Source organism: Pseudomonas sp. Y3 TE3536 (assembly GCF_053629175.1).
In genome coordinates, this window is the sequence record NZ_JBRJHU010000001.1 from 3,030,394 (window position 1) to 3,041,516 (window position 11,123).

11 protein-coding genes are annotated in these 11,123 nt (G+C 62.1%); 8 read left to right on the plus strand and 3 right to left on the minus strand.

Annotated elements, in window-relative coordinates; all coding sequences use genetic code 11:
* Positions 1-35: 35 nt before the first annotated feature.
* On the minus strand, positions 36-953 hold the full coding sequence (locus AB7M33_RS13730) for a putative 2-dehydropantoate 2-reductase (RefSeq protein WP_454242978.1): 918 nt from the start codon (positions 951-953) through the stop codon (positions 36-38).
* 100 nt (positions 954-1,053) lie between these two features.
* Between AB7M33_RS13730 and AB7M33_RS13735 the strand changes: the two genes are divergently transcribed.
* From AB7M33_RS13735 to AB7M33_RS13745, 3 genes are all read left to right on the plus strand, one after another.
* Positions 1,054-1,539 carry a YajQ family cyclic di-GMP-binding protein gene (locus tag AB7M33_RS13735; protein ID WP_027594030.1) on the plus strand — a complete coding sequence of 162 codons (486 nt, stop codon included), beginning with the start codon at positions 1,054-1,056 and terminating at the stop codon, positions 1,537-1,539.
* A gap of 114 nt (positions 1,540-1,653) precedes the next feature.
* The gene (locus tag AB7M33_RS13740; RefSeq protein ID WP_027594031.1) at positions 1,654-2,496 is read left to right on the plus strand and encodes a mechanosensitive ion channel family protein; all 843 of its coding nucleotides are present in this window, start codon (positions 1,654-1,656) and stop codon (positions 2,494-2,496) included.
* A 218-nt stretch (positions 2,497-2,714) separates the two neighbouring features.
* On the plus strand, positions 2,715-3,959 hold the full coding sequence (locus AB7M33_RS13745; protein ID WP_085273635.1) for an MFS transporter: 1,245 nt from the start codon (positions 2,715-2,717) through the stop codon (positions 3,957-3,959).
* A gap of 461 nt (positions 3,960-4,420) precedes the next feature.
* Here the strand turns inward: AB7M33_RS13745 and AB7M33_RS13750 are convergent, their stop codons facing one another.
* Positions 4,421-5,968, minus strand: coding sequence for an AmpG family muropeptide MFS transporter (locus tag AB7M33_RS13750; RefSeq protein WP_027594033.1), 1,548 nt, complete (start codon positions 5,966-5,968; stop codon positions 4,421-4,423).
* A 43-nt stretch (positions 5,969-6,011) separates the two neighbouring features.
* Positions 6,012-6,365, minus strand: coding sequence for an MGMT family protein (locus AB7M33_RS13755; RefSeq protein ID WP_027594034.1), 354 nt, complete (start codon positions 6,363-6,365; stop codon positions 6,012-6,014).
* Positions 6,366-6,518: 153 nt separating this feature from the next.
* On the opposite strand from AB7M33_RS13755, the gene AB7M33_RS13760 reads away from it, so the two are divergent.
* The 5 genes from AB7M33_RS13760 to groL all read left to right on the plus strand — a co-directional run bounded on the left by AB7M33_RS13760 (position 6,519) and on the right by groL (position 11,097).
* Positions 6,519-7,529, plus strand: coding sequence for a DUF481 domain-containing protein (locus AB7M33_RS13760; protein WP_027594035.1), 1,011 nt, complete (start codon positions 6,519-6,521; stop codon positions 7,527-7,529).
* Between the two features lie 75 nt (positions 7,530-7,604).
* A complete protein-coding gene (locus AB7M33_RS13765; protein WP_027594036.1) occupies positions 7,605-8,336 on the plus strand; it encodes a HugZ family pyridoxamine 5'-phosphate oxidase in 732 nt (243 codons plus the stop codon).
* A gap of 64 nt (positions 8,337-8,400) precedes the next feature.
* Positions 8,401-8,865 carry an FxsA family protein gene (locus tag AB7M33_RS13770; RefSeq protein ID WP_454242979.1) on the plus strand — a complete coding sequence of 155 codons (465 nt, stop codon included), beginning with the start codon at positions 8,401-8,403 and terminating at the stop codon, positions 8,863-8,865.
* A 246-nt stretch (positions 8,866-9,111) separates the two neighbouring features.
* Positions 9,112-9,405: a co-chaperone GroES gene (locus AB7M33_RS13775; RefSeq protein ID WP_003260750.1), complete on the plus strand. Its 294-nt coding sequence runs from the start codon at positions 9,112-9,114 to the stop codon at positions 9,403-9,405.
* 48 nt (positions 9,406-9,453) lie between these two features.
* The gene (gene groL, locus AB7M33_RS13780) at positions 9,454-11,097 is read left to right on the plus strand and encodes a chaperonin GroEL (protein WP_265970262.1); all 1,644 of its coding nucleotides are present in this window, start codon (positions 9,454-9,456) and stop codon (positions 11,095-11,097) included.
* Positions 11,098-11,123 lie beyond the last annotated feature (26 nt).

Below are 11,123 nucleotides of genomic sequence, written 5' to 3' on the forward strand. Positions count from 1 at the left end.
AAGGCAGTGTCCGTATCCGGTTGAAAGGGCCAGCGTCAGGCGCTGGGCAAGCCGCGTGCCTGCAGGTTATCGACCAGTCGCTGGTGCAGGCGTTCCAGTTCCGGCAACGCTACGCCATGCCGCTCGGCGGCGCGGCACACATGGCCGAGCAGGTAATGGACCTCGGTACGTCGGCCCGCGCGCACGTCCTGGTACATGGAAGAGTAGTTGGCGGCGGTGGCGAGGATCACCCGTTGCACTTCTTCGTCCAGGTCCTCGGCAGCCTGGGGTTGGCCACAACGGCGCAGCAGCTCAGCCAGCTCGTCGCACAGGGCGGTCACTTCGGCCAGGTGCTCCAGCAGGCCGCCATTGCGACACTCATGCAGCACGGTCAGCGGGTTGATCGCGCAATTGAGCGCCAGCTTGCGCCACAGCCGGGTGAGGATATCCACGGTCCATTCGGCCGGGATGCCGGCATCGTGCAGGTCATCGAACCACGCCGGGATCCCGGGTTTGAGTGGGTCACCCAGCCAATTGAAGCCGTGGCCGGCGAAGCGCACCTGCCAATCGCCTTCGCGGAACGCCCCTTCGGTGCTGGAGGCGAAGATGCAACGGGCATGGGGCACCTGGTCGGCGACCTCGTCCTGGCTGCCCAGGCCGTTCTGCAGCAGCACCAGCTCTGCGCCTTCGGCCAGCCGCGGTGCCAGGCGCTTGATGGCCGGCGCCGCGTCGTACGCCTTGCAGGCCACCAGCAGGCGGTGAATAGGGCCATGGGCGTCGGCCGTTTCGGCGGGGATCGCGTAATGCCTGGAGGTGTCCTGCTCGAATAAGGTCAGGCCGCCCACACGTTGATAGGCCTGCAGCCGCTGCTCGTCGCGCAGGATCAAACGTACCGCCTTGCCGACGCGCGCCAGGCGGCAAGCCCACAGGCTGCCCAGGCTACCCGCGCCGAGAATATGCCAGGTGCTGCTCATATGCGTTTCGCAACCCGTTATAATGAGCCCGCATTTTAACCATCTAACTCAGCGTGCTCCATCTTCAGGCCGAGCGCGCTTTTATTTTTGGAGAATACCCATGCCTTCGTTCGACGTGGTATCGGAACTGGACAAGCACGAAGTGCAGAACGCTGTAGACAACGCCGTCAAGGAACTCGATCGCCGTTTTGACCTCAAGGGCAAGGGCAGCTTCGAGTTCAAGGACAAGGAACAGACCGTGCTGCTGACCGCCGAGGCCGAATTCCAGCTCGAGGCGATGATCGAGATCCTGCGCGGTGCGCTGGTCAAGCGCAAGATCGATGTCAAATGCTTGGAAACCAAGGATGCCTATGCGTCCGGCAAAGAAATGAAACAGGAGGCCAAGTTCCGCGAAGGCATCGACAAAGAGCTGGCGAAGAAGATCGTCGCCCACATCAAGGATGCCAAGCTCAAGGTCCAGGCTTCCATCCAGGGTGAGCAGGTGCGTGTCACCGGCAAGAAGCGTGACGACCTGCAAGAAGCGATCGCTGCCCTGCGCGCCAAGGAATTCGACATGCCGCTGCAGTTCAACAACTTCCGCGATTGATCGAAGCGTCACCAGGAACCTCGATGGCGTAATGATGTCCATGGGGGCCGTGGCCGCGGAAATGCCCGCGGCCAGTTTTACCGTGCACATGCCGTTCGGCATCAGGAGATGAACATGGATTTGAACGCTGAAGTCGATCAGCTGGTCCGCCAATCCCAAGCCTGGGTCCCGTTGATCATGGAGTACGGCAGCCGCGTGTGCCTGGCGTTGCTGACCCTGGCCATCGGCTGGTGGGTCATCAACAAGGTCAGCGCGCGCCTGGGCAAGCTGGTCGGCCTGCGCAATGCCGACCTGGCATTGCAGGGGTTCATCAGCACCCTGGCCAATATCATCCTGAAGATCCTGCTGTTCGTCAGCGTGGCGTCGATGATCGGCATCGAGACCACCTCCTTCGTTGCGGCTATCGGTGCTGCCGGCCTGGCCATTGGCCTGGCGTTGCAGGGTAGCCTGGCGAACTTTGCCGGCGGTGTGCTGATCTTGATGTTCCGCCCGTTCCGCATCGGTGACTGGATCGAAGCGCAGGGTGTCAGCGGCACCGTGGACAGCATCCAGATCTTCCACACCGTGCTGCGCACCGGTGACAACAAGACGGTGATCATGCCTAACGGCAGCCTGTCCAACGGCATCATCACCAACACCAACCGCCAGCCGACCCGCAAAGTGGTGTTCGACGTGGGCGTGGATTACGAGGCCGACCTGCAAAAGGCGCGCAACGTGCTGCTGGAACTGGCGCAGGACCCGCGTGTGCTGGCCGACCCGGCACCGCAGGCGGTGATTTCGACGCTGGGCGACAGTTCGATCACCGTGTCGCTGCGTATCTGGACCAAGACGTCCGACTATTGGGATGTGATGTTCATGCTCAACGAGCATGCCCGTGACCGGTTGAAGGCCGAGGGCATCGATATTCCGTTTCCGCAGCGAGTGATTCGTGTGGTGCAGGAGACGGCTACCCAGTAACACCGCTGTTCAAATAAGCCGGGGCCGCTGTGCGCCCCATCGCCGGCAAGCCGGCTCCCACAGGTTCAGGTTGTCATCTAACTGTGTGGTAGCCGGCTTGCCGGCGATGGGGCGTGCAGCGGCCCCGGTTTTTTCCACCTCATTACACTTGTTCACAGCTAAACCCCGCCACTTCTGGCATATAGCCTGACCCCACCTGCCTCTACCCGAAGCTCACCATGAAACCACTGCTGTACATCACCCCCCTCCGAGCCTTGCTGTTTGGCCTCACCCTGGCCCTGTTCGAGTTGCTCACTTACCTGGCCAGCGACGCGGTCATGCCGGCCATGCCCGTGGTGGTCGACGACCTGAACGCCAGCCCCGAATACATCCCCCATGCCCTGAACCTGTACCTGCTCGGTGGCGTGGTCCTGCAGTGGCTGATCGGTCCCCTGGCCGACCGCTATGGCCGTCGCCCGCTGCTGTTGGGGGGGTGTGTGTTCTTCGGCGTGGCGTGCCTGGCGACCTTCTGGGTCCATGACATCGGCTTGTTCAACCTGCTGCGCCTGTTGCAGGGCATCGGCCTGGGCTTTGTGGTCACGGTCAGCTACCCGGCCCTGAACGAGGCGTTCAGCGAAGCGGACGCGGTGCGCATGATGGCCCTGCTGGCCAACATTGCCCTGCTGTCGCCGCTGCTCGGCCCGCTGGTGGGGACCTTATTGCTGCAATGGCTGGACTGGCGTTGGCTGTTCGTGGCCTTTGCCATCGGCGCGGTGCTGGCCTGGGTGCTGCTGTACCGCTTGATGCCGGAAACGCTCGGTGTGGAGCGGCGCGATGGTTCGCGGCTGCCGTTCACCCCAATTCACCTGCTGCCACTGTTGTCTGGCTACGGTCAGTTGCTGGCCAACCGCCGCTTTGTCGCCGGCAGCGCAGCCCTTGGCCTGGTCGGCTTGCCTTTGATTGGCTGGATTGGCCTGTCGCCGGTGCTGCTCATCCATGATGAGGGGCTGAGTACGATGGAATATGCCTTGTGGCAATTGCCGGTGTTCGGCGGGCTGATCATGGGCAACCTGATCATCAACCGCATTGCCGACCGTTACCCGCTGCCAGCCCTGGTGCGTGGCGCACTGTGGCCCTACCTGGCTGGCCTGTCGTTGATGGTGCTGGCGACTTGGTACTGGCCGACGGTGACCAGCGTGGTCGCTGGCATGTCGCTGTACGCGCTGGGGTTGGGTGTGGCCAACGCCGTGCTGTACCGCATGACACTGTTCTCCAGCGAGCAAAGCAAGGGGCTGGTCTCGGCCATGCTGGGGATGATCACCATCGCCTTGCTGGGCCTAGGTGGGGCACTGTTGGCGATGATCGGGGCAGGTGCTAGCCTGCTGCACTTTGCCTTGGCAGCCAGCGTGGCGGGTGCGCTGGCGCTCTGGCCGTTGTGGTTCGTGGTGGGTGGCCGGCCTGGGGAAGGGGCGGTGGCTCAGTAGTTTTAGCTACCTGTACTGGCCTCTTCGCGGGTAAACCCGCTCCCACAGGGATAGCGCAAGGCTCAGGGCCCGTGCTGAACCTGTGGGAGTGTGGCGGGTGCGCTGGCCGTTGTGGTTCGTGGTGGGTGGCCGGCCTGGGGAAGGGGCGGTGGCTCAGTAGTTTTAGTTACCTGTACTGGCCTCTTCGCGGGTAAACCCGCTCCCACAGGGATAGCGCAAGGCTCAGGGCCCGTGCTGAACCTGTGGGAGTGTGGCGGGTGCGCTGGCGCTCTGGCCGTTGTGGTTCGTGGTGGGTGGCCGCCCTGGGGAAGGGGCGGTGGCTCAGTAGTTTTAGCTACCTGTACTGGCCTCTTCGCGGGTAAACCCGCTCCCACAGGGATAGCGCAAGGCTCAGGGCCCGTGCTGAACCTGTGGGAGCGGGTTTACCCGCGAAGAGGCCCGCACAAACCACCGCAGTACGCTCAGGGCCGTTCGGCCGCTGGGTTCTCCTCGGGCACGGGCTTGCCGCGCCCGGCCTCCTGACGCCACTGCAGGGCGATCAGAATCAACGTCGGCACGCCCAGCAGGGCGGTGATCAGGAAGAAGTCGTGGTAACCGAACTTCTCCACCATAACCCCCGAATAGCCGCCAATCAGCCGTGGCAGCAACAGCATGATCGAGCTCAGCAGCGCGTACTGGGTGGCCGAGAACTTCAGGTTGGTCAGGCTCGACAGGTAGGCGACGAACGCCGAGGTGGCCATGCCAGAGCTGAAGTTGTCCAGCGAGATAGTGACCACCAGCATGTCCAGGTTCGGGCCCATGTCGGCCAGCATCAGGAACAGAATGTTGGTCGCCGCCGATGCCGCGCCACCGATGAACAGGATCGGCATGATGCCGAAGCGCACGATCAACAGGCCGCCGACGCCGGCACCGACCAAGGTCATGATCAGGCCGAAGATCTTGCTGACGCTGGCGATCTGGTCCTTGGTGAAGCCCATGTCGATGTAGAACACGTTGGCCATCACGCCCATCACCGTGTCCGACATGCGGTAGGTGGCAATCAGCCCAAGCAGCAGCAGCGCTTGCCAGCGGTAGCGGGCAATGAAGTCGTTGACCGGGGTAAGCACCGGGGCAAGGCCACGCCGGCCCATGGTCGACAGGCACGCCCAAGTCAGCATCGCGTACAGGATCAGGCGCAGGAAGGCGCGGTCTTCGAGCAGCAGGTCGAGGGGCGTCGCATCACCGAAGAACACGCTGGCCCAGTCGGTATTGAACAGCTGGGTGAAGCTGGCAGGCACCGACACCAGCAGCACGATCAACACGAACACCGACGCCAGTTGGTGCACCAGGCCGTAACGCGCCGCCGACAGCTGAGTACGCAGCGGCACTGACGGTTCACGCATGACCAAAGTGGTGAACAGCGCCGGCAGCATCAACAGGGCGAACATGATGTAGGTGCCGGCCCAGGCCTTGTGCAGGTAGCTGAAACCGGTGGAGCCAAACCATTCGGCGAAGAACAGCGCACCGGCCGTGGCCAGCAGGGCCGCCACCCGGTAACCCGCCATGTAGCTGGCAGCCAGGGCGGCCTGGCGCTGGTCATCGGCAATCTCCAGGCGATAGGCATCGACGGCGATGTCTTGGGTGGCCGAGGCGAAGGCAACCAGAACCGCCAGGGCGATCAGCCACGACAGGTGCTGCTGTGGGTCGCACAGGCTCATGCCGACCAGCCCGATCACCACCAGTGCCTGCGACAGCAACAGCCACGAACGGCGGCGCCCCAGGCCGCCGAGCAGGGGCAGGCGCCATTGGTCGAGCAGCGGCGACCAGACCCATTTGAAGGCATAGGCCAGGCCGATCAGGCTCGCGTAACCAATGGTCTCGCGGGCCACGCCAGCTTCGCGCAGCCATACCGAAAGGGTCGAGAACACCAGCATGTAGGGCAGGCCGGCGGCAAAGCCGAGCAGCAGAAGTACCAGGGTTGACGGGCTGGCATAGGCAGCGAGCGCAGCGCGCCAGGTTTTACGGGGCATGGGCCAACATCTGCCTCAAGTTTGCGAATACAAAGCGCGCACTCTAACCGCTGTGCTCCATCGGGCGCCAGCCATGGCGCGTCATATCCACACGATTATTGGTCACATTTACGCCTTCTGCGCGCAGCCGCGCCCGTTGTTCGTCGCCAGAGGGCGTGCCTAAAGCCAGGCTCAGCCGCCCGCCAGCGCCCAGTACCCGATGCCAGGGCAGGCGAGTGTCGGGTGGTAGCTGCCCGAGGGTACGCCCAACCCAACGTGCCGCGCGGCCAAGGCCCGCCAGCTCGGCAAGCTGGCCGTAGCTGACCACCTTGCCTTCGGGCACTTGCCCGAGTACCGAATACAGGGCCGTTCGTCGGGCCTCTGGCGTTTCCAATGTGTGCGCGTATGCCTCGGACATCAGTGCCCCCGTGGCCTGTGGATGAAACCGGACCAATGGTGACGGTAAATGAGTGTTGAACTCAATCGCAGGCTCCCGGTCTGTCCTTGCTCTGGTTGTCGGTATCTGGATAATCCCCGGCTTTTTTCGTCGAATCGAACCCGTAGTCCGCTTATGTATTCTAGATCCTTGTTGTGCCTGCTAGCTGCTTCCCTGTGCGCCGCGCCTGCGGTTGCCGACACCGTGTGGATGAAAAACGGTGACCGTCTCAGTGGCAAGATCAAAGTCTTCGACGGTGGCAAGCTGCTGCTGGAGACCCCCTATGGCGGGTCTATCGCGCTGGACTGGAAAGCCGTCAAGACCCTGGAAAGCGACCAGGAACTGCTGGTCAAGCAGGACGCCTACAGTGGTGAGCGGGCCAAATCGCTGAAGGCCGCCGAAGACGGCAAGGTCACCCTGGCCAATGGCGAGGCGCCCAAGACCGTCGACCTGGCCAGCATCGAACAGATCATGAAGCCCAAGCCGGTGGTCGAAGACCTGGTCTGGAAAGGCAACGTCGATGTTGCCCTGGACTACAAGCGTGCCGAGAACGACACCGACGACTATGACGTGGGCTTCAAGACCACAGCACGGCATGGCCGCTGGCGGCACAACGCCGAGGGCGAATACAACCGCGAGAGCAAGGACGACGTCACCACCACCGATAACTGGAGTGCCGAGTACGCCCTCGACCGCTTCATTACCGAGAAGTGGTTCTGGCAGGGGCGCATGGAATACAAGCGCGACCACATCGAGGACCTGGCTCGCCAGCGCACCGTGGGTACAGGCCCGGGCTACCAGTTCTGGGACGACGAGCTGGGTGCGTTCTCGCTGGGCTCGCTGATCAACCGTACCGATTTCGAGTACCAGGACGGCGCCAAGGACAACTTCTATGCAGCGGCAGTCAAGTGGGACTACACCCGCTACCTGATCGGCAAGAACGTGCAGCTGTTCACCAATGGCGAAGTCGCCAAGCCGCTGGGCAACGTGGCCGACTACTCGCTGGATGCCGAGGTTGGCCTGCGCTACAAAGTCACCGAATGGGCCTCGCTCAACCTCAAGGCCGAGAAGGACATCATCAGTGGCACGCGTGACAGCGACCTGGACAAGACCCGCTACACGGCAGGCTTTGGCGTGACCTGGTAACGCGCCTACAGTGGCAGCGGCGGGTGATAATGCTTATCTTGTCACCCATCCAGTCCGTCGCCAGGAGCGCCCTTCGTGAGTAACAAAGCCATCCGCCCCGCCCGGGAACTGCTGCTCAAGGAATACCGCGGCGTGCTCTCGACCCATTCCAAGTCCATGCCCGGCTTCCCGTTTGGTTCCGTCGTGCCGTATTGCCTGGATGCACAGGGCAACCCGCTGATCCTCATCAGCCGCATCGCCCAGCACACCCACAACCTGCAAAAAGACCCTAAATGCTCGCTGCTGGTCGGTGAGCGTGAAGCCGAGGATGTGCAGGCGGTCGGCCGCCTGACGGTGATGGCCGAAGCGCACAAGCTGGTGGATGAAGCCGCCATCGAGGCCGCTGCCGAGCGCTACTATCGATACTTCCCAGACGCGGCCAATTACCACAAGGCCCACGATTTCGACTTCTGGGTGCTGCAGCCCGTGCGCCACCGCTACATCGGCGGCTTTGGCGCCATTCACTGGCTTGACCATGTAACCCTGGCCAACCCGTTCGCGGGCAAGGCCGAGGCGAGCATGATCGAACACATGAACAGCGATCACGCCAATGCCATCGCCCATTACGTCGAACTGACCGACCTGCCACGCACAGCCCCTGCGCTGATGGTCGGTGTCGACAGCGAAGGCATGCACCTGCGTATTGGTCAGGGCATCTACTGGCTGCCGTTCCCAAGCCTTTGCAATACGCCGACACAAGTTCGCGAAGCGTTGGTTTTACTGGCACGCGCCGACCAGTGGCCGGTTGCTGCTGAAGTCGAGGGTTGAAATTGGGAGCGGTCGCATCCATCTGAGGTCTTATTGGAAGGTCTCTTCCGTCGAGGAATCTTTGATGCGTGCTTTTCTACTGTTGCTTCTGCTGTTTCCTGTGCTGGAGCTGTTCGTCTTCGTCAAGGTCAGTGCGGCCATCGGGTTTTTCCCAGCGCTGCTGCTGATCATCACCGGTTCGGCACTGGGTGTGCTGGTGATGCGCGTGGCCGGGCTGGCCACCGCACTGCGTGCCCGTGAAAGCCTGCAGCGCGGCGAACTGCCCGCTGAGGACATGTTCCAGGGGATGATGCTGGCGGTGGGGGGCGGCTTGCTGCTGCTGCCAGGTTTTATCAGCGACGTGCTGGGCCTGATCTGCCTGCTGCCGTTCACCCGTCACCTGGCTGCGCGCAAGATGCGCCAGCGGGCCGAAGAGCAGGCCATGCGCCAGCGTGCGTTTCAGGATGATCCGTTCCAGGCGCAGCCGCCGCGTGATGCCGGCCACCGCCCCAACGTGATCGAGGGCGAGTACGAGCGCCGCGACAAGTGACATTCAGGGGCCGCATCGCGGCCCCTGTTCTTTTTCCGTTCAGCGCTGATTAAAAATTTTCCGTATCAAGCCTTGTAATTGCCTATGGCGGCCTCATGTATGGGTCACCGCAAGGTTTCTGGTGGCGACACCAGACATAACTCAGGTGGTTCGCCCCGCGCGGGCCACCCCCGGCAACGCCGGACCGCATCAACCCGCCGGTGTCGATACCGGCCGATGAAAACCACAATTTGGGAGAGATCGACAATGAAGCTTCGTCCTCTGCATGACCGCGTAGTCATCCGTCGCAGCGAAGAAGAATCGAAAACCGCTGGCGGTATCGTCCTGCCGGGTTCGGCCGCTGAAAAACCAAACCGCGGCGAAGTTGTCGCCGTTGGCACCGGTCGCATCCTGGATAATGGCGAAGTACGCGCGCTGGCCGTGAAAGTGGGTGACAAAGTGGTTTTCGGCCCTTACTCGGGCAGCAACACCGTGAAAGTCGACGGCGAAGACCTGCTGGTAATGGCCGAGAACGAAATCCTCGCCGTTATCGAAGGCTGATTTCCCCGATTTCCCGTTATTCCAAAGAATTCCAAGGATTAAACGATCATGGCTGCTAAAGACGTAAAATTCGGCGATTCCGCCCGTAAAAAAATGCTGGTTGGTGTCAACGTTCTGGCTGACGCAGTAAAAGCGACCCTGGGCCCGAAAGGCCGCAACGTGGTCCTGGCCAAGAGCTTCGGCGCACCGACCATCACCAAGGACGGCGTTTCCGTTGCCAAAGAAATCGAGCTGAAAGACGCCTTCGAAAACATGGGCGCCCAGCTGGTCAAGGAAGTCGCTTCCAAGGCCAACGATGCAGCCGGTGACGGCACCACCACCGCTACCGTTCTGGCTCAAGCCATCGTCAACGAAGGCCTGAAAGCCGTCGCTGCCGGCATGAACCCGATGGACCTGAAGCGCGGTATCGACAAGGCCACCGCCGCTGTCGTCGCCGAGCTGAAAAACCTGTCCAAGCCATGCGCCGACTCCAAGGCCATCGCTCAGGTAGGCACCATCTCCGCCAACTCCGACAACTCCATCGGTGAAATCATCGCCGAAGCCATGGAAAAAGTCGGTAAAGAAGGCGTGATCACCGTTGAAGAAGGCTCGGGCCTGGAAAACGAACTGTCTGTCGTAGAAGGCATGCAGTTCGACCGTGGCTACCTGTCGCCGTACTTCGTCAACAAGCCGGACACCATGGTTGCCGAGCTGGAAGGCGCGCTGCTGCTGCTGGTCGACAAGAAGATCTCCAACATCCGTGAGCTGCTGCCAGTGCTGGAAGCCGTTGCCAAGGCCGGCCGCCCACTGCTGATCGTTGCTGAAGACGTTGAAGGCGAAGCGCTGGCTACCTTGGTCGTCAACAACATGCGCGGCATCGTCAAGGTTGCTGCGGTCAAGGCACCTGGCTTCGGCGACCGCCGCAAGGCCATGCTGCAGGACATCGCGGTCCTGACCGGCGGTACCGTTATCTCCGAAGAGATCGGCCTGTCCCTGGAAACCGCTACCATTGAGCACCTGGGTAACGCCAAGCGCGTCATCCTGTCCAAGGAAAACACCACCATCATCGACGGCGCTGGCGTCGACGGTGACATCGAAGCACGCGTCAAGCAGATCCGTGCCCAGATCGAAGAGACTTCCTCGGACTACGACCGTGAGAAGCTGCAAGAGCGTCTGGCCAAACTGGCTGGCGGTGTTGCCGTGATCAAGGTCGGTGCTGGCACCGAAGTCGAAATGAAAGAGAAGAAAGCCCGCGTTGAAGACGCCCTGCACGCTACCCGTGCAGCCGTTGAAGAAGGCGTGGTGCCTGGCGGTGGTGTTGCCCTGGTTCGCGCCCTGAACGCGATCGTTGACCTGAAAGGCGACAACGAAGACCAGAACGTCGGTATCGCACTGCTGCGTCGCGCTGTTGAAGCCCCGCTGCGTCAGATCACTGCCAACGCCGGCGACGAGCCAAGCGTTGTGGCCGACAAGGTCAAGCAGGGTTCGGGTAACTTCGGTTACAACGCTGCTACCGGCGAATACGGCGACATGATCGAGATGGGCATCCTGGACCCAGCTAAAGTGACCCGTTCGGCACTGCAAGCTGCTGCTTCGATTGGCGGTCTGATGATCACCACCGAAGCCATGATTGCTGATGCTCCGAGCGACGCTCCAGCTGGCGGCGGCATGCCAGACATGGGCGGCATGGGTGGCATGGGCGGCATGATGTAAGCCAGCCTTACCCCTAGCCTCATAAA

What these genes read in the sequence shown, in the direction of transcription:
- AB7M33_RS13735 (WP_027594030.1), top strand. Translation starts at nt 1,054, where the DNA reads ATGCCTTCGTTCGACGTGGTATCGGAACTGGACAAGCACGAAGTGCAG.
- groL (WP_265970262.1), top strand. Translation starts at nt 9,454, where the DNA reads ATGGCTGCTAAAGACGTAAAATTCGGCGATTCCGCCCGTAAAAAAATG.
- AB7M33_RS13775 (WP_003260750.1), top strand. Translation starts at nt 9,112, where the DNA reads ATGAAGCTTCGTCCTCTGCATGACCGCGTAGTCATCCGTCGCAGCGAA.
- AB7M33_RS13745 (WP_085273635.1), top strand. Translation starts at nt 2,715, where the DNA reads ATGAAACCACTGCTGTACATCACCCCCCTCCGAGCCTTGCTGTTTGGC.
- AB7M33_RS13755 (WP_027594034.1), bottom strand. Translation starts at nt 6,365, where the DNA reads ATGTCCGAGGCATACGCGCACACATTGGAAACGCCAGAGGCCCGACGA.
- AB7M33_RS13750 (WP_027594033.1), bottom strand. Translation starts at nt 5,968, where the DNA reads ATGCCCCGTAAAACCTGGCGCGCTGCGCTCGCTGCCTATGCCAGCCCG.
- AB7M33_RS13770 (WP_454242979.1), top strand. Translation starts at nt 8,401, where the DNA reads ATGCGTGCTTTTCTACTGTTGCTTCTGCTGTTTCCTGTGCTGGAGCTG.
- AB7M33_RS13760 (WP_027594035.1), top strand. Translation starts at nt 6,519, where the DNA reads ATGTATTCTAGATCCTTGTTGTGCCTGCTAGCTGCTTCCCTGTGCGCC.
- AB7M33_RS13740 (WP_027594031.1), top strand. Translation starts at nt 1,654, where the DNA reads ATGGATTTGAACGCTGAAGTCGATCAGCTGGTCCGCCAATCCCAAGCC.
- AB7M33_RS13730 (WP_454242978.1), bottom strand. Translation starts at nt 953, where the DNA reads ATGAGCAGCACCTGGCATATTCTCGGCGCGGGTAGCCTGGGCAGCCTG.